At 70.7% G+C, this 20,991-nt stretch carries 21 protein-coding genes and 5 tRNA genes; 8 read left to right on the forward strand and 18 right to left on the reverse strand.

Features of this window, described 5'->3' with window-relative positions:
- Together thiD and AOK11_RS18825 are read right to left on the reverse strand one after the other, a co-directional pair.
- The coding region (gene thiD / locus AOK11_RS18820) for a bifunctional hydroxymethylpyrimidine kinase/phosphomethylpyrimidine kinase (RefSeq protein WP_079034943.1) at positions 1-727 on the reverse strand (727 nt) is incomplete at its 3' end.
- Positions 724-1,689, reverse strand: coding sequence for a thiamine-phosphate kinase (locus AOK11_RS18825; RefSeq protein ID WP_055594882.1), 966 nt, complete (start codon positions 1,687-1,689; stop codon positions 724-726). The genes thiD and AOK11_RS18825, both read right to left, overlap by 4 nt.
- A 218-nt stretch (positions 1,690-1,907) precedes the next feature.
- Here AOK11_RS18825 and AOK11_RS18830 point away from each other — a divergent pair, with 218 nt between their 5' ends.
- Complete coding sequence (locus tag AOK11_RS18830) at positions 1,908-2,141, forward strand: Lrp/AsnC family transcriptional regulator (protein ID WP_004983019.1); 234 nt, start codon at positions 1,908-1,910, stop codon at positions 2,139-2,141.
- A gap of 20 nt (positions 2,142-2,161) precedes the next feature.
- Positions 2,162-2,662 (forward strand): DUF3515 domain-containing protein, encoded by a 501-nt coding sequence (locus AOK11_RS18835; protein WP_055594899.1) that lies wholly within the window; start codon positions 2,162-2,164, stop codon positions 2,660-2,662.
- A 15-nt stretch (positions 2,663-2,677) separates the two neighbouring features.
- Here the strand turns inward: AOK11_RS18835 and AOK11_RS18840 are convergent, their stop codons facing one another.
- From AOK11_RS18840 to AOK11_RS18850, 3 genes are all read right to left on the reverse strand, one after another.
- Positions 2,678-3,835, reverse strand: a complete 1,158-nt coding sequence (locus AOK11_RS18840; RefSeq protein WP_055594883.1) for a D-alanine--D-alanine ligase family protein — start codon at positions 3,833-3,835, stop codon at positions 2,678-2,680.
- A 94-nt stretch (positions 3,836-3,929) separates the two neighbouring features.
- A complete protein-coding gene (locus AOK11_RS18845; protein ID WP_055594884.1) occupies positions 3,930-4,940 on the reverse strand; it encodes an NAD(P)H-dependent glycerol-3-phosphate dehydrogenase in 1,011 nt (336 codons plus the stop codon).
- Positions 4,937-5,848, reverse strand: a complete 912-nt coding sequence (locus tag AOK11_RS18850) for a lysophospholipid acyltransferase family protein (protein ID WP_055594885.1) — start codon at positions 5,846-5,848, stop codon at positions 4,937-4,939. Before AOK11_RS18850 ends, AOK11_RS18845 begins: the two co-directional genes overlap by 4 nt.
- 158 nt (positions 5,849-6,006) lie before the next feature.
- Here AOK11_RS18850 and cofC point away from each other — a divergent pair, with 158 nt between their 5' ends.
- A complete protein-coding gene (gene cofC, locus AOK11_RS18855; RefSeq protein ID WP_055594886.1) occupies positions 6,007-6,645 on the forward strand; it encodes a 2-phospho-L-lactate guanylyltransferase in 639 nt (212 codons plus the stop codon).
- A gap of 9 nt (positions 6,646-6,654) precedes the next feature.
- Positions 6,655-6,858: a hypothetical protein gene (locus AOK11_RS18860; RefSeq protein ID WP_055572423.1), complete on the forward strand. Its 204-nt coding sequence runs from the start codon at positions 6,655-6,657 to the stop codon at positions 6,856-6,858.
- Between the two features lie 81 nt (positions 6,859-6,939).
- Here AOK11_RS18860 and AOK11_RS18865 read toward each other — a convergent pair whose 3' ends face one another.
- The 4 genes from AOK11_RS18865 to leuC form a co-directional block, all read right to left on the reverse strand.
- On the reverse strand, positions 6,940-7,569 hold the full coding sequence (locus AOK11_RS18865; RefSeq protein WP_055594887.1) for an HU family DNA-binding protein: 630 nt from the start codon (positions 7,567-7,569) through the stop codon (positions 6,940-6,942).
- 136 nt (positions 7,570-7,705) lie between these two features.
- Entirely contained in the window at positions 7,706-7,936 is a 231-nt protein-coding gene (locus AOK11_RS18870) for an SCO5555 family protein (RefSeq protein ID WP_055594888.1), read from the reverse strand.
- Between the two features lie 265 nt (positions 7,937-8,201).
- The gene (gene leuD / locus AOK11_RS18875; protein WP_055594889.1) at positions 8,202-8,804 is read right to left on the reverse strand and encodes a 3-isopropylmalate dehydratase small subunit; all 603 of its coding nucleotides are present in this window, start codon (positions 8,802-8,804) and stop codon (positions 8,202-8,204) included.
- A gap of 2 nt (positions 8,805-8,806) precedes the next feature.
- Positions 8,807-10,237, reverse strand: a complete 1,431-nt coding sequence (gene leuC, locus AOK11_RS18880) for a 3-isopropylmalate dehydratase large subunit (RefSeq protein ID WP_055594890.1) — start codon at positions 10,235-10,237, stop codon at positions 8,807-8,809.
- A gap of 199 nt (positions 10,238-10,436) precedes the next feature.
- On the opposite strand from leuC, the gene ndgR reads away from it, so the two are divergent.
- Positions 10,437-11,150, forward strand: coding sequence for an IclR family transcriptional regulator NdgR (gene ndgR / locus AOK11_RS18885; RefSeq protein WP_055594891.1), 714 nt, complete (start codon positions 10,437-10,439; stop codon positions 11,148-11,150).
- Positions 11,151-11,300: 150 nt separating this feature from the next.
- Here ndgR and AOK11_RS18890 read toward each other — a convergent pair.
- From AOK11_RS18890 to AOK11_RS18930, 9 genes are all read right to left on the reverse strand, one after another.
- Positions 11,301-11,373 (reverse strand) — tRNA-Glu (locus AOK11_RS18890).
- A gap of 28 nt (positions 11,374-11,401) precedes the next feature.
- Positions 11,402-11,473: transfer RNA gene (locus tag AOK11_RS18895), tRNA-Gln, on the reverse strand.
- Positions 11,474-11,495: 22 nt separating this feature from the next.
- Positions 11,496-11,568: transfer RNA gene (locus AOK11_RS18900), tRNA-Glu, on the reverse strand.
- An 85-nt stretch (positions 11,569-11,653) separates the two neighbouring features.
- Positions 11,654-11,726 (reverse strand) — tRNA-Glu (locus AOK11_RS18905).
- Between the two features lie 40 nt (positions 11,727-11,766).
- Positions 11,767-11,838: transfer RNA gene (locus AOK11_RS18910), tRNA-Gln, on the reverse strand.
- Positions 11,839-11,929: 91 nt separating this feature from the next.
- Positions 11,930-12,661, reverse strand: coding sequence for an HAD family hydrolase (locus tag AOK11_RS18915; protein WP_055594892.1), 732 nt, complete (start codon positions 12,659-12,661; stop codon positions 11,930-11,932).
- A 118-nt stretch (positions 12,662-12,779) separates the two neighbouring features.
- Positions 12,780-14,264 carry a glutamate--tRNA ligase gene (gltX, locus tag AOK11_RS18920; protein ID WP_079034942.1) on the reverse strand — a complete coding sequence of 495 codons (1,485 nt, stop codon included), beginning with the start codon at positions 14,262-14,264 and terminating at the stop codon, positions 12,780-12,782.
- A complete protein-coding gene (locus AOK11_RS18925; RefSeq protein WP_055594894.1) occupies positions 14,257-15,042 on the reverse strand; it encodes a fumarylacetoacetate hydrolase family protein in 786 nt (261 codons plus the stop codon). Before AOK11_RS18925 ends, gltX begins: the two co-directional genes overlap by 8 nt.
- 305 nt (positions 15,043-15,347) lie before the next feature.
- Positions 15,348-15,539 carry a hypothetical protein gene (locus tag AOK11_RS18930; RefSeq protein ID WP_055594895.1) on the reverse strand — a complete coding sequence of 64 codons (192 nt, stop codon included), beginning with the start codon at positions 15,537-15,539 and terminating at the stop codon, positions 15,348-15,350.
- A gap of 609 nt (positions 15,540-16,148) precedes the next feature.
- On the opposite strand from AOK11_RS18930, the gene AOK11_RS18935 reads away from it, so the two are divergent.
- The 3 genes from AOK11_RS18935 to AOK11_RS18945 all read left to right on the forward strand — a co-directional run bounded on the left by AOK11_RS18935 (position 16,149) and on the right by AOK11_RS18945 (position 20,945).
- Entirely contained in the window at positions 16,149-20,015 is a 3,867-nt protein-coding gene (locus AOK11_RS18935; RefSeq protein ID WP_055594896.1) for a nitrate- and nitrite sensing domain-containing protein, read from the forward strand.
- Positions 20,016-20,024: 9 nt separating this feature from the next.
- Entirely contained in the window at positions 20,025-20,438 is a 414-nt protein-coding gene (locus AOK11_RS18940; RefSeq protein WP_005479910.1) for a roadblock/LC7 domain-containing protein, read from the forward strand.
- A gap of 111 nt (positions 20,439-20,549) precedes the next feature.
- Positions 20,550-20,945 (forward strand): DUF742 domain-containing protein, encoded by a 396-nt coding sequence (locus AOK11_RS18945; protein WP_055594897.1) that lies wholly within the window; start codon positions 20,550-20,552, stop codon positions 20,943-20,945.
- The last annotated feature ends 46 nt before the right edge of the window (positions 20,946-20,991 follow it).

Genomic DNA, 20,991 nt, shown 5'->3' on the forward strand with positions numbered 1-20,991 from the left:
CGGCGATCGCCGAGGCGAGGGTGCAGCCCGTGCCGTGGGTGTGCCGGTTGTCGTACCGCGGAGCGCGCAGCCAGTGCTCCTGTGAACCGTCCGTGAGCAGGTCGACGGCCTCTCCCGAGTCCCCGGCGAGATGGCCGCCCTTGATCACGACCCACTGCGGCCCGAACGCCAGCACCGCTTCCGCGGCCCGGCGGAAGTCCCGTTCCGACCGGGCCCGCACACCGGTGAGCTGGGTCACCTCGTCCAGGTTCGGCGTGGCCACGGTCGCCACCGGCAGCAGCTTCGTCCGTACGGAGTCGAGCGCGGAGGCCGCCAGCAGCGCGTCCCCGTGCTTGGAGACCCCCACCGGGTCGACGACCACCGGCGCCCGGCTGCCGGCGAGCAGGGCGGCCACCGCCTCGACGAGTTCGGCGGAGGCGAGCATGCCGGTCTTGACCGCCTGGACCCCGATGTCGTCGACGACGCTGCGGTACTGGGCCCGTACCGCCTCCACCGGCAGCGGCCAGGCGCCCTGCACGCCGAGGGAGTTCTGCGCGGTGACCGCGGTGATCACGCTCATGCCGTGGGTGCCCAGCGCGAGCATCGTCTTCAGGTCGGCCTGGATCCCCGCACCCCCGCCGGAGTCCGAGCCGGCGACCGTCAGCACCCTCGGCGGCACGGCCGCGGCGCCCGCGGCACCTCCGACACCCTCCGTGCCCACGCCGCTCCCGGCGTCCCCGCCGCTCATGACTCGATGCCCGAGAAGTGGTCCCAGCCGCCCTGGGCGGTCCAGGGCGCCCCGTCGACCGTCACCTGGGGCAGCGCCGAGGGGTTGAGCACCTCGCCTATCACCTTCCAGCGGGCGGGCAGCTTCACGTCCGGCGGGAAGGTGGCCACGATCGCGTGGTCCTCTCCCCCGGTCAGCACCCACTGCATGGGGTCGACGCCGACGGCCTGCCCGATGTCGTTCATCTGGGAGGGGATGTCGATCGCCCCGGAGCGGATGTCGATGCGTACCTTGCTGGCCTCGGCGATGTGCCCGAGGTCGGCGATCAGTCCGTCGCTCACGTCGCACATCGAGGTCGCTCCCAGCCCGGCCGCGGCGGGACCCGCGTGGTACGGCGGTTCGGGCCGGCGGTGCGCCTCGACGAAGGCGCGCGGCGAGCGGAAGCCGCGCGAGAGCACCGCGAACCCGGCCGCGGACCAGCCGAGCCAGCCGGTCACCGCGACGAGGTCGCCGGGCTGTGCGCCGCCCCGGGTCACCGGCTCCTGGTTGCGCAGGTCACCGAGCGCGGTGATGGAGACCATGATCGTGTCGCCGCGTACGACGTCTCCGCCGACCACCGCGGCCCCTGCCACCTGGCACTCGTCGCGCAGGCCGTCCATCAGCTCGGAGGGCCAGGTCACCGGCAGTTCGCCCGGGACGACCAGCGCGAGCAGCAGCGCGGTCGGCACGGCGCCCATGGCGGCGATGTCCGCGAGGTTCTGCGCGGCGGCCTTGCGGCCGACGTCGTAGGCGGTGGACCAGTCCCGGCGGAAGTGCCTGCCCTCGAGCAGGACGTCCGTACTGGCCACGACCCTGCGGTCGGGTGCGGCTACCACGGCGGCGTCGTCGCCGGGGCCGATCCGGACCGCCGGGGTGGTGGTGAGGCGGGAGGTGAGCTCCCTGATGAGCCCGAACTCCCCGAGCTCACCAACCGTGCCCTTCATGTCCCCAGCTCCCCTTCTGTCCCGGGTCGTTCCCGGTTCCGTTCCCGGTCGCGAGCCGTCCCTGCCCTCGCTACGGTCGAAGTGACCGTCACCTTGTGTCCAGTTCGTATCCCGGCGCGCGGGGTCCGGTTCCCGCAGGTCTCCCCGCGGCGAGCGGCGACGCGATACCGTGGCGTTCCTTTTCCCCACATGATCCTCGTGGCCGCTCTGGAGGTTTCGTGGTACAGGCGTACATCCTGATCCAGACGGAGGTCGGCAAGGCGTCGACCGTCGCCGATCTGATCGGCAAGATCCCTGGAGTCGTCCAGGCCGAGGACGTGACCGGACCCTATGACGTCATCGTGCGCGCCCAAGCCGACACCGTCGACGACCTGGGTCGCATGGTGGTCGCGAAGGTCCAGCAAGTGGACGGCATCACCCGTACCCTGACCTGCCCGGTCGTCCATCTCTAGCCCCCGTCTACCCTGTGGCGGTGAGCTCCTTCCGTCACCGTCACGCCGTCCTGCCCGCCCTCGCCCTGCTGATCACCGCCGCGGGTTGCTCCTCGGCAGACGACAGCGCGTCGGCGGCGGTTCCCAGCCCGGACGCGAAGGTCACCAAGCTGTGCCGGAACCTGGACGAGGTCCTGCCGGCGAAGGTGGACGGCGAGAATCGCGACGATCCCGAACCCGCTTCCGCACTGACCGCGGGCTGGGGCGGCGAGGCGATCATACTGCGGTGCGGTGTGGGACAACCGCCGAAGATGGTGGATCCCAAGGTGGCCAACGGCAACGACCCGGAGGCGATGGCGGGGGGTGTCGACGGCGTCGACTGGCTGATGGAGCAGCGGGACGACGGGACGCACCGCTTCACGACCGCGAGCCGTGAGGCCTATGTCGAGGTGCGGGTGACCGGCGGACGGGACAGCACGGGCGTACTGGTCGATCTCGCCCCCGCCGTCAAGGAGGCGATCCCCGAGGGGATCGCCTCCTAGGGGCTGTCCGGCGCCTCAGCGCAGGCCGGTCCGCCGTCGCAGCGCCGCCTGCACCAGCAGGTCCACCAGCTCGGGGTACTCGATGCCGGTGGCCTGCCACATCTTCGGGTACATGGAGATGGGCGTGAAGCCGGGCATCGTGTTGATCTCGTTGATGACGAACTCGCCGTCCTCGGTGAGGAAGAAGTCCGCGCGCACCAGCCCTTCGCAGCCCGCCGCCTCGAACGCCTCCACCGCCAGCCGGCGCACCTCGGCCGTCTCCTCCCCGGTCATCGGCGCGGGCACCAGGCCGGGGGTGGAGTCGATGTACTTGGCCTCGAAGTCGTAGTACGCGTGCGCGTCGGGCGGCGGGATCTCCGCGGGCACCGAGGCGCGCGGGCCGTCCTCGAACTCCAGCACCCCGCATTCGATCTCGCGGCCGCGCAGGGTGGCCTCCACGAGGATCTTCGGGTCGTGCCGCTGGGCCTCGGCGATCGCCTCGTCCAGGCCGGAGAGGCCGTCGACCTTGGTGATCCCGATCGAGGAGCCCGCCCGCGCGGGCTTCACGAACAGCGGCCAGCCGTGCTCACCGGCGAAGTCGATGATCTTCTTGCGGGCGGCGGGCTCGTCGTTCTCCCACTCGCGGGGCCGGATCACCACGTACGGGCCGACCTTGAGCCCGAAGGAGGTGAACACCCTCTTCATGTACTCCTTGTCCTGCCCGACGGCGGAGGCGAGCACCCCGGAGCCCACGTAGGGGACACCGGAGAGCTCCAGGAGTCCTTGCAGGGTGCCGTCCTCGCCGTAGGGGCCGTGCAGCACGGGGAAGACGACGTCGACCTCGCCGAGCGCCTTCGGCACCGCACCGGGCTCGGTGTAGACGACTTCACGGTTCGCGGGATCGAGGGGGAGCACCACGGTGCCCTCGGCCGCGTCGGTGAGCTGGTCCACGCTGGGCTGCCGCCGGTCGGTGATCGCCATGCGGTCCGGTTCGTCGGCGGTGAGTGCCCAGCGGCCGTCCCGGGTGATACCGATCGGCAGGACGTCGTACTTCGTCCGGTCGATGGCCTTGAGGACGGCGCCGGCGGTGACGACGGAGATCCCGTGCTCGGAGCTGCGCCCGCCGAACACGACGGCCACACGCGGCTTGCGAGGCGGCTGCCCGGGGCTCTGGGGGAGGTTCTGGCTGCTCATATCGCGATGAGAGTACCCGGTGGCCGCCCCCCTGATACAGCGCCCGCGGTGCGGCAAACGGAGGGCTCCCGCGAGGGCGCGCGTCCGTCGTCGCTCAGTGTCGTTCCGGCTTCGCGCTGCGCGACATCAGCTCCTTGAGGGCGACCACCGGGGGCTTGCCCTCGTGCACGATGCCGACGACCGTCTCGGTGATCGGCATGTCGACGCCGTGCCGGCGGGCCAGATCCAGCACCGACTCGCAGGACTTGACGCCCTCGGCGGTCTGTTTGGTGATCGCGACGGTTTCCTCCAGCGTCATGCCCTTGCCGAGGTTGGTGCCGAAGGTGTGGTTGCGTGACAGGGGTGAGGAGCAGGTGGCCACCAGGTCGCCCAGTCCCGCGAGTCCGGCGAAGGTCAGCGGGTCCGCGCCGAGCGCGGCACCGAGCCGGGTGGTCTCGGCGAGCCCGCGGGTGATGAGCGAGCCCTTGGCGTTGTCGCCGAGCCCCATGCCGTCCGCGATGCCGACGGCCAGCCCGATCACGTTCTTCACGGCGCCGCCCAGTTCGCAGCCGGCGACGTCGGTGTTGGTGTACGGGCGGAAGTACGGCGTGTGGCAGGCGGCCTGGAGCCGCTGGGCGACGGCCTCGTCGGCGCAGGCGACCACGGCTGCGGCCGGCATCCTGGCGGCGATCTCCCGGGCGAGGTTGGGGCCGGTGACCACGGCGATCCGGTCGGCGCCGACTCCGGCGACGTCCTCGATCACCTCGCTCATGCGCATGGCGGAGCCGAGTTCGACACCCTTCATCAGCGACACCAGGACGGTGTCCGGGGCGAGCAGCGGCTTCCACCCGGCGAGGTTGCCGCGCAGCGTCTGGGAGGGGATCGCGAGGACCGTGAAGTCGGCGTCGCGCGCGGCCTCGGCGGCGTCCGCGGTGGCCCGCAGGTTCGCCGGGAGTTCGACTCCGGGCAGGTAGTCGGGGTTGGTGCGGGTGGAGTTGACCGCTTCGACGAGTCCGGGGCGCCGCGCCCACAGCACCACGTCGCATCCGGCGTCGGCGAGCACCATGCCGAAGGCCGTCCCCCACGATCCGGTGCCGAAGACGGCCGCCTTGACCGGCTTGCTCACGTGTTCAGCCCCTCTTCCCGCGCGGTGGCCCGTTTCCCGGTCCTCCACTGTTCGTTCTGCCGTTCCTGGTGCCGGCCTTCCTGGTGCTGCGGGCCGCCCTGCGCCCCGTCCGCCGGCGAACCGTGCGCGGACGGCCGGCGCTCGGACGGACCGTCGTGCCCCCTGCGCCGGGTCTGGGCCCTGGTCTTGCGGCGCTGCTCCACGCGTTCGCGCTGCGGATCGTAGGGCACCTCGGGGGCCTTCTCACCGCGGATCTCCTCCAGGTGGCGGGTCACCGCGGCCATGATGGCCTCGGTCGCCTCCTTGAGCAGCTCCGGGGTCATCTCCCGGCCGTAGAAACGGTCCAGGTCGACCGGCGGTCCGGCCAGCACGCGGTGCGTCTTGCGCGGGAAGAGGCGGGGCCTTCCGGCGTACGGCGGCAGCACCTCGTTGGCGCCCCACTGCGCGACCGGGACCACGGGGCACCTGGTCTGCAGGGCGACCCGCGCGGCACCGGTCTTGCCGGTCATGGGCCAGCCGTCCGGGTCGCGGGTGAGGGTCCCCTCGGGGTAGAAGGCGACGCATTCGCCGCGCTCCACGGCGTCGATCGCGGCCCGGAAGGCGCTGAGCGCGTCCGTGCTTTCACGATAAACGGGGATCTGCCCGGTGCCGCGCATCATGGCACCGACGAATCCCTTGTTGAAAAGGCCGCTCTTCGCCAGGAATCGCGGAACACGACCGGTGTTGTATTGAAAGTGCGCATAGGCGAAGGGGTCAATGTGTGAATTGTGGTTCACCGCGGTGATAAATCCGCCTTCGGCCGGAATGTTCTCTATTCCGCGCCAGTCCCGCTTGAGTAGAACCACCAGCGGTGGTTTGCAGATCACCGCGGCGAAGCGGTACGCGAAGCCGATTCTGCGGCGCGGCACAGGGACACCTTCCTCTAAGTCCTGGACCCGGGGGCCAGGCGGGCCGCACAAGTGTCGCCCCGGGCCGCCGGTCTGTCGAGGACACCGTACGCCCCGCTCCCCCGGCAGCCGGATGCCGCGGGGGACAATGACGACGACAAGAGAGGGACGTAACACGCGTGCAGTGGACCTTGGTGGTACCCCTGAAACCGCTGGCCGAGGCCAAGAGCAGGCTCTCCGACACCGCGAACGACGCCTTGCGTCCGGGGCTCGCGCTCGCCTTCGCGCAGGACACGGTCGCGGCCGCCCTGGCGTGCCGCGCGGTGCGGAACGTGGTGGTCGTCACGGACGACGCCCTGGCCGGCCGCGAGCTGGCCGCGCTGGGGGCGGGAATCGTCGCCGACGAACCGGGCAGCGGCCTGAACGCGGCACTCGCCCACGCGGCCGCCGCCGTGCGGGCCTTGTGGCACGCCGGTCCCGTGGCGGCCCTCAACGCCGATCTCCCGGCGCTGCGCGCGGCCGAACTGGCGCGTGTGCTGGAGAGAGCGGCCGCGTTCCCGCGCGCGTTCCTGCCCGATGCGGCGGGCGTCGGCACCACGCTGCTCACGGCGGCGGCGACGGAGGAACTGCGGCCGTCCTTCGGTCCCGGTTCCCGGGCCCGGCACCGCGCGCGGGGAGCCGTCGAACTGCGTCTCGACGCGGTGGATTCCGTGCGGCAGGACGTGGACACGGGGGACGATCTCCGGGCGGCGCTGGCACTGGGGGTGGGGCCCCGCACGGCGGCCGCCGCCGCGCGGCTGCTGATCGCGGAGCAGTAGGCTGCGGCCATGCAGGCGACCGCGTACACCTACGACCCCGAGAGCCGCAGCGGCCAGGTGCTGCTGGACGACGGCACTCCGGTGCCCTTCGACGCGCCGGCGTTCGACGCGGGAGGCCTGAGGCTGCTGCGCCCCGGACAGCGCGTGCGCATCGAGACCCGGGGCGAGGGCGAGGCCCGGCGGATCACCCTGGTGACGCTCCAGACGTTCTGACCGGCACGTTTCGACCGGCACACCGCGGGCCGGACTCCATGGCGGAGTCCGGCCCGGCGCGTGAGTACCGCTTCGCTGCCGCTACTTCTTGCGGGCGCTGGTCTTCTTGGCGGTGGTCTTGCGTGCGGTCGACTTCTTGGCGGGCGCCTTCGTGGCCGTCACCTTCTTCACCGGGGCCTTCTTGGCGGTGGCCTTCTTGGCGGCGGTGGTCTTGGTGACGGCCGGGGCCGTCTTGCCGGCGGCCTTCTTGGCGGTCGTCTTCTTCGCGGCGGTGGTCTTCTTGGCCGCGGCCGCCTTTCCCGCGGCCCGCTTCGCCGTCGTCTTCTTGGCGGCGGCCTTCTTGGCGGCGGCCTTCTTCACCGTCGCGGAAACCCCGCCGGACAGACTGCCCTTGGGTGCCTTCTTGACGGCGACCTCGCCACCGCGCGGCAGCTTCTTCGAGCCGCTCACCAGGTCCTTGAAGCCCTGGCCCGCACGGAAGCGCGGCACCGAGGTCTTCTTGACCCGAACCCGCTCGCCGGTCTGGGGGTTGCGGGCGTAGCGGGCGGGGCGGTCGACCTTCTCGAACGAACCGAAGCCGGTGACCGAGACCCGGTCACCCGCGACCACAGCACGGACGATGGCATCCAGGACCGCGTCGACGGCATCGGCCGCCTGCTGGCGACCGCCCATCTTGTCGGCAATCGCTTCTACGAGCTGCGCCTTGTTCACGTCTTCCCCTTCGGAGACATCGCCCGAACGAATCCGTTCAAGCGTTTTCGCACGTTAGGCAGATATATACCGCAAATCAAACACGAAACGGGCTTATCACCCTTGTGCCGCAACGAACTCGGCCGCCTCGAGCTGTTCAGCGTTCCTCTTCGGGAAATCGGCCCTCGTCGAGGTCCGCGATGAACCGCTCCAGCCGCTTTGCCGCACCGGCGAGATCGTGTTTGGCCGCAGCCGTAATGACCAGCAGCTTCCGGGTCAGCGCCATCCGTACGCCCTCCGGGACTTGCAGTGCGCGCACCCTTGCATGCGCTTCTTTGAGCCGGACCGCGACTTCCGCGTAGATCTCGAGTTGGCCGTCGCGTTCCATGCACAGATTGTGCCATCTGGGGTGAGTTGTCGCCTGCGCAGGGGGCAACTGCAGCCTCGGACGGCGGTTCGAGCACACTCCGAGGTCACGCGCACGTGACACGTGTACCCCGGCAACCACCTTCATAACGTGGGAAGTTGCAAGGCCTCAAGGGGACGCGCGGGTCCGAATGGGTGCAGACACGGCCGTACCCCCGATCGGACCGATCGGGGGTACGGGAGGGGGTGGGGGTGGCCGAAAGTCGACCTGCCGCCTGGACTTCGCCTCAGGCGTTCTGCTCCGTGAGTGTCCGCGGTTTGTGCGACGGGCGCTTCGCCTCGTACGTGGCGATGTCCGCTTCGTTCTGCAGGGTGATGGAGATGTCGTCGAGCCCGTTCAGCAGCCGCCAGCGGGAGTTCTCGTCGAGTTCGAAAGCGGCGGTGAGGCCCTCGGCGCGCACCTCGCGGGCCTCGAGGTCGACGGTGATCTCGGCCTGCGGGTCCCGCTCGGTGAGCTCCCACAGCGCGTCCACGATCTTCTGCTCGATGACGACGGTGAGCAGGCCGTTCTTCAGCGAGTTGCCGCGGAAGATGTCGGCGAAGCGGGAGGAGATCACGGTCTTGAAGCCGTAGTTCTGCAGCGCCCAGACGGCGTGCTCACGGGAGGAGCCGGTGCCGAAGTCGGGGCCGGCGACCAGGACCGTGGCGCCCTCGCGCTCGGGGCGGTTGAGCACGAACTCCGGGTCCTTGCGCCAGGCCTCGAACAGCCCGTCCTCGAACCCGTCCCGCGTCACCTTCTTGAGCCAGTGGGCGGGGATGATCTGGTCGGTGTCGACGTTGCTGCGGCGCAGCGGGACGGCTCGGCCGGTGTGCGTGGTGAATGCTTCCATGGCTATCGGACTCCAGCGGGCGTACGGGTGTCGGCGGCGAGATCGGCCGGGGAGGCCAGGCGGCCGAGGACCGCGGTGGCGGCGGCGACCTGCGGGGACACCAGGTGGGTACGGCCGCCCTTGCCCTGCCGGCCCTCGAAGTTGCGGTTGGAGGTGGACGCGCAGCGCTCACCGGGGGCGAGCTGGTCGGGGTTCATGCCCAGGCACATGGAACAGCCCGCGTGCCGCCATTCGGCGCCGGCCTCCTTGAAGACCACGTCCAGGCCCTCGGAGACCGCCTGCAGACCCACCCGCGCGGAGCCCGGGACGACCAGCATCCGCACTCCGTCGGCGACTTTGCGGCCCTTGACGATGTCCGCGACGGCGCGCAGGTCCTCGATCCGCCCGTTGGTGCAGGAGCCTACGAAGACGGTGTCCACGCCGATGGAGCGCAGCGGCTGGCCGGCCTCCAACCCCATGTACTCCAGGGCCTTTTCGGCGGCGTGGCGCTCCGAGGCGTCTTCGTACGAAGCGGGGTCGGGGACCTCTGCCGACAGCGGTGCGCCCTGGCCCGGGTTGGTGCCCCAGGTGACGAACGGGGACAGCTCGGCGGCGTCGATGACGACCTCGGCGTCGAACTCCGCGTCGTCGTCGGTGCGCAGCGTCTTCCAGTAGGCGACGGCCGCGTCCCAGTCCTCGCCCTGCGGGGCGTGCGGACGGCCCTTGAGGTACGCGAAGGTGGTCTCGTCGGGGGCGATCATGCCCGCGCGGGCGCCGGCCTCGATCGACATGTTGCAGATGGTCATACGGGCCTCCATCGAGAGCCTCTCGATGGCCTCGCCGCGGTACTCCAGGATGTAGCCCTGGCCGCCGCCGGTGCCGATGCGCGCGATGACCGCCAGGATCAGGTCCTTGGCCGTGACACCGTCGGGCAGTTCGCCGTCGACGGTGATCGCCATGGTCTTGGGGCGGGCCATCGGCAACGTCTGCGTGGCCAGTACGTGCTCGACCTGGGAGGTGCCGATACCGAAGGCCAGGCCGCCGAACGCGCCGTGCGTGGAGGTGTGCGAGTCTCCGCAGACCACGGTCATGCCGGGCTGGGTCAGACCCAGCTGGGGTCCGACGACGTGCACGACGCCCTGCTCGACGTCGCCCAGCGAGTGCAGCCGGACGCCGAACTCGGCGCAGTTCGCCCGCAGCGTCTCCAGCTGGATGCGGGAGACCGGGTCGGCGATGGGCTTGTCGATGTCGAGGGTCGGGGTGTTGTGGTCCTCGGTCGCGATGGTGAGGTCGAGGCGCCGCACCCTGCGGCCGCTCTTGCGCAGGCCGTCGAAGGCCTGGGGGCTGGTCACCTCGTGCAGCAGGTGCAGATCGATGAAGAGGAGGTCGGGCTCGCCCTCGGCGCGCCGGACGACGTGGTCGTCCCAGACCTTCTCCGCGAGTGTCCTACCCATCGCTTTCCCTCCGGCCGGCAAAGGTGCGCCGGCCCAACTAGAGATCCTTGAGGAGACGGCGCCCCACCCCTGATTTCCGGGTCGCCGCCGGACCCGGTGATTCACGGGCCGTTGTGTTGATGACTGTGTACGTCAAGAGTGGCGCGTTCTTCGGAAAATTGAACTTGCGTTTCACAGAGTGAGACGCGAGTATCGTTTCATGGACAACAGTAGCGGCGTCGGCGTTCTGGACAAGGCGGCCCTCGTCCTGAGCGCTCTGGAGTCCGGTCCGGCCACCCTCGCGGGGTTGGTCGGCGCCACCGGACTGGCACGACCCACGGCCCACCGCCTGGCCGTGGCCCTGGAGCACCACCGGCTGGTGGCGCGCGACATGCAGGGCAGGTTCATCCTCGGCCCGCGCATGGCCGAGCTGGCCGCGGCGGCCGGCGAGGACCGGCTGCTCGCCACGGCGGGCCCGGTGCTCACACATCTGCGCGATGTCACCGGCGAGAGCGCCCAGCTCTATCGCCGTCAGGGCGACATGCGTATATGCGTGGCCGCGGCGGAGCGTCTGTCCGGCCTGCGGGACACCGTTCCGGTCGGCTCCACGCTCACGATGAAGGCCGGTTCCTCCGCGCAGATCCTGATGGCCTGGGAGGAGCCGGAGCGTCTGCACCGCGGTCTGCAGGGCGCCCGTTTCACGGCGACGGCCCTGTCGGGTGTCCGGCGCCGCGGCTGGGCGCAGTCGATCGGTGAGCGCGAGCCCGGTGTCGCCTCGGTCTCCGCGCCGGTGCGCGGCCCGTCGAACCGGGTGGTGGCCGCCGTCTCGGTCTCGGGGCCCATCGAGCGCCTGACCCGCCACCCGGGCCGGATGCACGCTCAGGCCGTCATCGACTCCGCCAACCGCCTCTCCGAGGCGCTGCGCCGCTCCTGACCCTCGCCACCCTCGTCGACCGTCCGTCCCGTCCCGGGGGCCCGGGCCCGCCTCAACGCCGCGGCAGGCCCTCCCCCGGACCTACGGAATCGCAGGGGGCGCCCGTACATGACGAAAGCCCTCCACCGAAGTGAAGGGCTTCCTTCTTTGTACCCCCGACCGGATTCGAACCGGCGCTACCGCCTTGAGAGGGCGGCGTGCTAGGCCGCTACACAACGGGGGCCTGGACACTGCGTTACCGCAGGCCCGAGCTGGTCTACCTGGACTCGAACCAAGACTAACTGAACCAGAATCAGTCGTGCTGCCAATTACACCATAGACCAATGATGGTTTAGACCAGTTCAGTACCCCCGACCGGATTCGAACCGGCGCTACCGCCTTGAGAGGGCGGCGTGCTAGGCCGCTACACAACGGGGGCCCTAGCGATCCTCACCCGGCCGGAGCCGGGTGATGTCACCGTGAGGACGTGGGAGCTACCCGGTCGCCCTCGCGGGATGGATCTGTACCCCCGACCGGATTCGAACCGGCGCTACTGCCTTGAGAGGGCAGCGTGCTAGGCCGCTACACAACGGGGGCCTGCGGATGAGATCCGCGTTTTGCAGATGAGCTCTGCGAGCTGGCCTACCTGGACTCGAACCAAGACTAACTGAACCAGAATCAGTCGTGCTGCCAATTACACCATAGGCCACTGGAACGCAAGCCCCTAAGGGTTCTTGTTCTAGCTGTGCGCTTGAGGGCTTTGACCTTCCGGCCCGTACCCCCGCGGCGCAGGAAGAACATTACCCGATGCCGGACCTGGCTCCAAAACGGGTATCCGCGCCGAGGAGCGCGGGGAGTTCACCGAGGGAGACGATCCTGCGCGGCCCGACGGGCGGCTCGGCGGTCGCGTACGCGCCGCCGCGGTCGATCCACACCGACAGCAGCCCGGCCTCCGCGGCGCCCCGGCCGTCGATCTCCGGATGGTCGCCCACGTACGCGACCTGGTCGGGCGGCAGTGCCAGGGCCTCGCAGGCCGCCAGGAAAGCGCCGGCCTCGGGCTTGGCCACCCCCAGCTCGGCGGCGCACAGGATGACCTCGAAGCGGTCGTGGACGCCGAGGGCGCGCAGCTTGGGGTCCTGCACGTGGAGGCTGGAGTTGGACAGCACCGCGTGCCGGTGGCTGGTGGCGAGCGCGTCGAGGACCGGCAGGACGTCCGGGAACAGGGACCAGGCGGCCTCGTAGTGCACCAGGTAGCGCCCGAACCAGTCGTCGGCCTCGGCGTCGGTCAGCTCACACTCCAGGAAGACCCGGATGCGGTCGCGGCGCTGGGTCTCGAAGTCGACCTCGCCCGCGGCGAACCGGGCCCACTGCGCGTCGGTCACCTCCCGCCAGTGCGCCAGCGCCTCCTCCACGGAGGCGTACCGGGCGAGCAGTTCCTCGGCGAGGAGATACGCCCGCATGCCTTCGCGGTCGGCGGAGGTGTAGTCGAAGAGTGTGTCGTCCACGTCCCAGACAACTGCTCGGATCGCCATGGGACCGACGGTACCGACAACGGGCGAGGGGCGGCACCCCGTACTTCCGGGTGCCGCCCCTCGCCCTGCCGCCGCACGGGCGCGGTGCGCGACCGCTCCGTGCGACCGCTCCCTGGGACTACGCGGCGAGCTTCGCCAGGGCCGCGTCGATGCGGGCCAGGGTCGTCTCCTTGCCCAGGACCTCGAGGGACTCGAAGAGGGGCAGGCCGACCGTGCGGCCGGTGACGGCGACGCGGACCGGGGCCTGCGCCTTGCCGAGCTTGAGACCGTGGGCCTCACCGGCGGCCAGGACGGCCTCCTTCAGGGACTCGGCCGACGTCCAGTCGGCGGCGTCCAGCTTCTCGCGGGCGGTGCGCAGCAGGGCGTCGGAGCCCTCCTTCATCGCCTTGGCCCAGGAGGCCTCGTCGAAGACCGGCTCCGGCAGGAACAGGAAGTCGACGTTGTCCGTGATCTCGGAGAGCACCTTGAGGCGGGTCTGCGCGTGCGGGGCGATGGCCTGCCACTTGGCCTCGTCGAAGGCCTCCGGGGCCCAGGGTGCGACGGGGGCCTTCAGCCACGGGCGGCAGCGCTCGGTGAAGTCCTTCACGTCGAGCAGGCGGATGTGGTCGGCGTTGATCGCCTCGCACTTCTTGAGGTCGAAGCGGGCCGGGTTGGGGTTGACGTCGGTGACGTCGAAGGCCGCGACCATCTCCTCGACCGTGAAGATGTCCTGGTCGGCGGAGAGCGACCAGCCGAGCAGGGAGAGGTAGTTGAGCAGGCCCTCGGGGAGGAAGCCGCGCTCGCGGTAGAGGTTGAGCGACGCCTGGGGGTCGCGCTTGGAGAGCTTCTTGTTGCCCTCGCCCATGACATAGGGGAGGTGACCGAAGGCCGGGGTCCGCTTCGCGATGCCGAGCTCGGTCAGCGCCTTGTACAGGGCGACCTGGCGCGGGGTGGAGGAGAGCAGGTCCTCGCCGCGCAGGACGTGGGTGATCTCCATCAGGGCGTCGTCGACCGGGTTGACCAGGGTGTACAGCGGGGCGCCGTTGGCGCGCACGATGCCGTAGTCCGGGACGTTCTCCGGGGTGAAGGTCAGCTCGCCGCGGACCAGGTCGGTGAAGGTGATCGTCTCGTCGGGCATCCGGAAGCGGACGATCGGCTCGCGCCCCTGGGCCTGGTACTCCTCGACCTGGGCGTCGGTCAGCTCGCGGCAGTGGCCGTCGTACCCGGAGGGCTTGCCGGCGGCGCGGGCGGCCTCGCGGCGGGTGTCCAGCTCCTCCTGGGAGCAGTAGCAGCGGTAGGCGTGGCCGGCGTCGAGGAGTTTGGCGGCGACGTCGGCGTAGATGTCCATGCGCTGCGACTGGCGGTACGGCGCGTGCGGGCCGCCGACCTCGGGGCCCTCGTCCCAGTCGAAGCCGAGCCAGCGCATCGAGTCGAGCAGCTGGGTGTAGGACTCCTCGGAGTCGCGGGCGGCGTCGGTGTCCTCGATGCGGAAGACCAGGGTGCCCTGGTGGTGCTTGGCGAACGCCCAGTTGAACAGGGCGGTGCGGACCAGGCCCACGTGGGGGTTACCGGTGGGCGAGGGGCAGAAACGGACGCGTACAGGGGAACCAGGTGCGCTAGCCACGCTTGACAACCTTGTTGGTGAGAGTGCCGATGCCTTCGATGGTGACGGCGACCTCGTCGCCGACGTTGAGGGGGCCGACGCCGGCCGGGGTGCCCGTGAGGATCACGTCGCCGGGGAGCAGCGTCATCGCCTCGGAGATGTTGACGATCAGGTCCTCGATGGAGTGGATCATCTCGCTGGTGCGGGCGAGCTGTCGCTGTTCGCCGTTGACCGTGAGCTGGAGGGTGAGGTCCGAGGCGGCGGCGAGGTCCAGGTCCGTCTCCACCCAGGGGCCGAGCGGGCAGGAGGTGTCGAAGCCCTTGGCCCGCGCCCACTGCGTCTCGCGCCGCTGGACGTCGCGGGCGGTGACGTCGTTGGCGCAGGTGTAGCCGAAGATCACGTCCTTGACGCGCTCGCGCGGGACCTCGCGGCAGAGCCGGCCGATCACCACGGCCAGTTCGGCCTCGTGGTGCACCTCCTGGGAGAAGGAGGGGTACTGGATCTCGTCGCCGGAGCCGATCACCGAGGTGGCGGGCTTGAAGAAGGCGAACGGGGCGTCGGGCACCTCGTTGCCCATCTCCTTGGCGTGCTCCGCGTAGTTGCGGCCGAAGGCGACCACCTTGTTGGGGAGCACCGGGGGCAGCATCCTGACCTTGCTCACCGGGACCTTGGTGCCGGAGAGCTCGAAGTCCGTGAACGGGATGCCCTTGATGATGTCCAGGACGAGCTCGTCCTGCTGGTCACCCTCGACCGCGCCGAAGGCGACGTTCCCGTCGATGGAGAATCTGGCGATGCGCACGGGATGCTTGGCCCCTTGACTGAGCTGGCTGGAGTCTGACGCTCCAGGCTAACGCGGCAGGGGGCGCGTTCCTCGCGTATCGACCCGCGTACCGCCCCCTCGTGCTCGCCGCGCATCGACCGGGTGCGGCGACGGGCGCAGCAAAGAGCGGCGCCCCCTGGGAGGGGACGCCGCGGGGCTGGTCCGGCCGCTCCGGCCGCTCCGGCCGCTCCGGGCCGCTGTGGACATCTCCGGGGCCTTTGAGCGTTCCGGGGCCGGTGCCCGTACCAGTCGGTGCCGGTACCGAAGGGGTGCCGGCGACAGGCCTACTGGTTCGCGGCGCCGGCCGCGACCGGGATCTCCATGAGGATGGTGCGCCTGGGGTTGGCAGTCTGGGCCGGGAGTTCGACGGTGTGCTCCTGGAGGACCGGCGTCTGCAGTTCGGCGGCGCCGTCGAGGTGCGCCAGCGTCGTGCGTCGCGGGTTGGCGATCTTGTGGAACATCATCGTCGTCTTCACTGTTTACTCGGCCCTGTCCTGTTCACGGGCGTCCGACGGGGTCCGGGGACCGCCCTTCGGGCGCGGGTTGTCTGTTGTGCCATGTCTGTAAAGCGCCAGGCTAAACATGCGATTCCCCGCCGACCGCCGTCGAAGGCCACGCCACGCGTGTGAGTTTGCTCACGGATCAACAGCCAAACCACCCCATTCCGGGCCGGTGACCCACTCCCCCGAAACGGACATTGACCCCCTGAACCCATCATTCCGCTCCTGATCATCGCGACTGGGACAGCGGATCACCCTGGCGGAATCACCCCCCTTCACCCCCTTTGCTCGAGATCACTTTCTACGGCGAGTGTCCACTCCCTCACGTGGCGTCATATGAGTCACGGCATACCCCACGGGCCTTGTTGGGAGATCCCGCACTGTGCTGGAATCCCAGCGACCGCCGCAGATTTCGATCCGGCGCACAGGGGGCGCACGAAAGCGCCATCGAGGCGGTGGACAAGGGGGAACCCGCGCCGGTCACTCACGACCACCACGGGGGCGTATTCAGGGCGCCCCTATGACGCCGACACCGTGTCCCGCCGTTCGCGCGGAGGGGCGCCTGGTCCAGAGGTTGCGACGCTAGTGCAGGGACGTTTCAAGAGGGATGGCAGCGCTTCGGCGGAGCCGGAGCACGGCGGGAATGGCCCCATGGCCGTCGGCTCCTCGCCCCAGCACGCCCAGAACCAGAACCAGGGTCCGTCGGCCAACGGTGAGGGCGGAAACCGGCCCGGCCGCCCCGGCTCCGCGCCCCCGAAACCGGAGGGGGCTCCCACAGTCGCGCCGAAGACCCCCAAGGGCCCTGCCGGCCCGGGGCCGCGCATAGCCCTGCGCAACTGGCGGATCTCCACCCGACTGGTGTCGCTGCTCGCGCTCCCGGTGGTCGCGGCCACCTCGCTGGGCGGTCTGCGTATCAACCAGTCGATGGACGACATCCAGCAGCTCGACAACATGAAGCTGCTGACGGACATGACCCAGGAGGCCACCGAGCTCGCCGCCGCGCTCCAGGAGGAGCGCGACCAGTCGGCCGGCCCGCTGGCGCACGGCGGCAAGGCCACCGACTTCGGGGTCAAGGGCCACCGCGAGAAGACCGACCGCGCCCGGAAGAACTTCCTCGACAGCTCCGAGGAGATCAACAACGCCAGCCGGGACGGCAATCTCACCGGTGTCCGCGACAACCTGGTCCAGCTCGCCGGTGACCTGGGCGACCTCGAGAAGATCCGCAACACGGCCTATCTGTCGAAGGGCAACTCCACCCAGACCGTCGAGGCCTACCACCGTCTGATCGAGAACCTGATCGACCTCTCCCAGGACATGGCCGAGGCGACCAGCAACTCCGAGATGATCCAGCGCACCCGCGCCCTGGGGGCCTTCTCCGCCGCCAAGGAGTACGCGTCGATCCAGCGCGCGGTCCTCGCGGCGGCACTGCCCGCCAACAACACCAGCTTCGGCGATCTCGCCGAGAACGACCGGCTCTACGCCCAGTCGGCGCTGGAGAGCCAGAAGTCCGAGGTGCGCAGCTTCAAGAGCATCTACGGCGAGGACTCGGCCACCGAGCTGCTGGTGCCCGTCGAGGAGGGCAACGACACCATCCAGGCCACCGACAAGTTCGCGGGCCGCGCCCTGGTGTCGGCCGACGGCCTGGGGTCGATGGGCAAGCGGTCCTACCGTGACTGGCTGGACGACAGCTCCACCAAGATCCAGCAGATGAAGAACATCGAGCTCCAACTGCTCGAGGAGATGGAACAGAAGGCCCGTGAGCTGCGCAGCGCCACCGAGCGCGACGCGATCATCTCCGGTGCGCTGATCCTGATCGTGCTCGGTGTCTCGTTGGTCGGCGCCTTCGTCGTGGCCCGCTCCATGATCCGCTCGCTGCGCCGCCTCGAGGACACCGCGACCAAGGTCGCCCAGGAACGTCTGCCCGAGCTGGTCAAGCAGCTGTCCGAGTCCGACCCGCAGGACGTCGACACGTCCGTGGAGTCGGTGGGTGTGCACTCCCGGGACGAGATCGGCCGTGTGGCCGCGGCCTTCGACGACGTGCACCGCGAGGCGGTCCGCCTCGCCGCCGAGCAGGCCCTGCTGCGGGGCAACGTCAACGCGATGTTCACCAACCTCTCGCGCCGCTCCCAGGGTCTGATCCAGCGTCAGCTGTCGCTGATCTCCGAACTGGAGTCCCGCGAGGCCGACCCGGACCAGCTGTCCTCGCTGTTCAAGCTGGACCACCTCGCCACCCGTATGCGCCGGAACGGTGAGAACCTGCTGGTCCTCGCGGGTGAGGAGCCCGGACGCCGGTGGACCCGCCCGGTCCCGCTGGTCGACGTGCTCCGTGCCGCCGCGTCCGAGGTGGAGCAGTACGAGCGCATCGAACTGACCGCCGTGCCGACCACCGAAGTGGCCGGCCGGGTCGTCAACGACCTCGTCCACCTGCTCGCCGAGCTGCTGGAGAACGCGACCTCGTTCTCCTCCCCGCAGACCAAGGTCAAGGTCACCGGTCACGCGCTGCCCGACGGCCGGGTGCTGATCGAGGTCCACGACACCGGTATCGGCCTGTCCCCGGAGGACCTGGCGGCGATCAACGAACGGCTCGCCGCGCCGCCCACCGTGGACGTCTCCGTCTCCCGCCGCATGGGTCTGTTCGTGGTCGGCCGGCTGTCGCAGCGGCACGGCATCCGCATCCAGCTCCGCCCGTCCGACTCCGGCGGTACGACCGCGCTGGTCATGCTGCCCGTCGATGTCGCCCAGGGCGGCAAGAGGCCCCAGGGCAAGCCCGGTCAGCCGGGTGTCGGCGGCGGTCCCGCCGCCGCGCAGGCCGCGGCCGGTGCCGCGGCGGCCCGCCGGTCCGCCGGTGGTCAGTCCGGTGGCGGTGCTCTCGGTGCCGGTGCGCCCGGCGGTGGCCGGCTCGCCGCCGGCCAGGGTCCGCGGGCCGCACTGCCCGGACGGGACGGCCAGGGCCGCCCGGGTGCCCCGGGCGGGGCGCGTGGGCCGCAGGGCCAGCCGGGCAGGTCGTCCGCGCCGTCGCTGTTCGAGCAGGGCGGCGCCCCCTCCGCTCCGTCGCAGGGCCGTCCGGCTCCGGCCGGCGCGGGTGCCGGCTACGGCGGCCAGGCCCCGGGTGCCCCGCAGGGGATGCAGTCCGCGGGTCAGGGCGGTGCGCAGGGCCAGGACCTGTTCGGCGGCGGCCGGGGCGACGTGCCCCAGCAGCGGGGCACGGGCAACGCCGAGCGCGGCCGTCGTCCGCAGCTGCCGCCGCGCGGCAACACTCCGCGCGCGGAGCTGCCCGGCGGCGACCAGCAGCCGCGGGTGCCCAGCTGGAGCGACGAGAACGCCCAGCCGCCGGTGCCCCGGGCTTCGCTGGACGCCCCGCGCGGCCACGACGAGCCGGACGCCGCCCGGACGAACGCCATGCCGCGGTTCGACGACCAGCACGGCGCCGGCGCCACGTCCGAGATGCCCCGGTTCGACGACCGGCAGGGCCACGGCGCCCCGCAGCACACCGGCCAGTACGGCGGGCCCGGCGCGAACGGCGGCCAGGACACCGGCCAGTTCGTCCGCGGCGACCTCTACGGCGCCCCGGCGGACCGCTACAACGGTCAGGGCAACAACGGTCAGGGCACCGGGCAGAACCCGTCCCAGACCGGCCAGTTCCCGGCCCCGCAGGGCTACGACAGCGGGTCCTACGGCAACGGCTCCGGCTCGTACGACAACGGTTCCACCGGTCAGTACCCGGGCCGGGGCGACGGCGCTCCCGCGCGGTACCCCGCCCCGGAGCGGCCGAACCTCGCGGACCCGGCCTCCACCGGCCAGTTCGAGCGTCCGCAGCTCAACGGGGCGCAGGAACCCGGCCTCGGCAACCGGCGTCCCCCGGCCCCGCAGCAGCGGCCGGACCGTCCCCAGCCGGGCCAGGCGCCCGCCCCCCAGCGGCCCGACAACGGCCGCGGGCAGAGCGACGCCTGGGCACTGCCGCCGGCGTCCGGTCCCGGCGACGGGCGCACCCCGCTGTACGACACCCTGGAGACCAACTGGTTCCATGGTGCGCAGGAGGAGCAGGGCAATCCCCAGGCTCCGGCACAGCAGTCGCAGCCGCAACAGCAGCAGCCGCAACAGCAGTCACCGCAGCAGCAGCCGCAGGGGCCGACCGGCCCGCAGCGGTCCGCTGCCGCCACTTGGCGCAGCTCGCCCAACGACGAACTGGTCCGGCAGGCCGAACGCGTCCGGAAGCCGGCCGCGGGCGGCGTCACCACATCCGGCCTGCCGCGCCGGGTGCCCAAGGCGAACCTCGTCCCGGGCACGGCTCAGCAGCAGCCCCACCAGAGTGGTCCGCAGGTCTCCCGTGCGCCCGATGACGTACGCGGCCGGCTGACCAATCTCCGTCGAGGTATCGCACAGGGTCGTCAGGCCGGTTCGTCGTCCCAGACCGGCAGCTTCCCCCGACCCACTCACCAGCAGGAGCGTTAGTTGAGCCCGATGAGCCAGGCGGCACAGAACCTCAACTGGTTGATCACCAACTTCGTGGACAACACCCCCGGGGTGTCCCACACCGTCGTCGTGTCCGCCGACGGACTCCTCCTGGCGATGTCGGAGGGTTTCCCGCGCGACCGCGCGGACCAGCTCGCGGCCGTGGCGTCGGGACTGACCTCCCTGACCGCCGGCGCCTCCCGCATCTTCGAAGGCGGCGACGTCGCACAGACGGTCGTCGAGATGGAGCGGGGTTTCCTCTTCCTCATGTCCGTCTCGGACGGTTCGTCTCTGGCCGTCCTGGCCCACCCCGAGTGCGACATCGGTCTCGTCGGCTACGAGATGGCGCTCCTGGTCGATCGTGCGGGAGCGGTCCTCACCCCGGACCTGCGCGCCGAGCTACAGGGAAGTCTGCTCCACTGACCGGCCCCGGCACCACCCGTCTCACCAAATCACCGTCCGGCCGCCACAATCCCCCCACCGGCCCCGTCAGACGGCTTGACCGACCGACTTGCTGTCCCGCCCGGAGGATCCATGACCCCGCCCAATGCTTCTCATGATCCGTACGCGGAGCCGTACGAGGACGAGGGCGATCAGCCACTGGTACGTCCCTATGCGATGACCGGTGGCCGGACCAGGCCGCGCTATCAGCTGGCCATCGAGGCGCTGATCAGCACGACGGCCGATCCGGCAGCGCTCATGGGACTCCTCCCGGAGCACCAGCGCATCTGCCACCTGACCCGTGAGGTGAAGTCGGTCGCCGAGGTATCGGCGCTCCTGAACATGCCGCTGGGCGTGGCCCGGATCCTGGTGGCGGACCTCGCGGAAGCGGGGCTCGTGGCCATCCATCAGCCGGGTGGCGACGAGACCACCGGCGCACCGGACGTGACACTGCTCGAAAGGGTGCTCAGTGGACTTCGCAAGCTCTAGCGGCGGGACGGTCTCCGAGAATCGTTCCACCACCTCCGCGAAGATC

The organism is Streptomyces hirsutus (assembly GCF_001418415.1).
Lineage (GTDB): Bacteria > Actinomycetota > Actinomycetes > Streptomycetales > Streptomycetaceae > Streptomyces > Streptomyces hirsutus.

Excerpts from the sequence above, each read along its gene's own strand:
- AOK11_RS18825 (WP_055594882.1), bottom strand. The coding sequence starts at position 1,689 with ATGAAGGGCACGGTTGGTGAGCTCGGGGAGTTCGGGCTCATCAGGGAG.
- AOK11_RS18840 (WP_055594883.1), bottom strand. The coding sequence starts at position 3,835 with ATGAGCAGCCAGAACCTCCCCCAGAGCCCCGGGCAGCCGCCTCGCAAG.
- AOK11_RS18860 (WP_055572423.1), top strand. The coding sequence starts at position 6,655 with ATGCAGGCGACCGCGTACACCTACGACCCCGAGAGCCGCAGCGGCCAG.
- AOK11_RS18870 (WP_055594888.1), bottom strand. The coding sequence starts at position 7,936 with ATGGAACGCGACGGCCAACTCGAGATCTACGCGGAAGTCGCGGTCCGG.
- leuD (WP_055594889.1), bottom strand. The coding sequence starts at position 8,804 with ATGGAAGCATTCACCACGCACACCGGCCGAGCCGTCCCGCTGCGCCGC.
- leuC (WP_055594890.1), bottom strand. The coding sequence starts at position 10,237 with ATGGGTAGGACACTCGCGGAGAAGGTCTGGGACGACCACGTCGTCCGG.
- ndgR (WP_055594891.1), top strand. The coding sequence starts at position 10,437 with ATGGACAACAGTAGCGGCGTCGGCGTTCTGGACAAGGCGGCCCTCGTC.
- AOK11_RS18915 (WP_055594892.1), bottom strand. The coding sequence starts at position 12,661 with ATGGCGATCCGAGCAGTTGTCTGGGACGTGGACGACACACTCTTCGAC.
- AOK11_RS18940 (WP_005479910.1), top strand. The coding sequence starts at position 20,025 with ATGAGCCAGGCGGCACAGAACCTCAACTGGTTGATCACCAACTTCGTG.
- AOK11_RS18945 (WP_055594897.1), top strand. The coding sequence starts at position 20,550 with ATGACCCCGCCCAATGCTTCTCATGATCCGTACGCGGAGCCGTACGAG.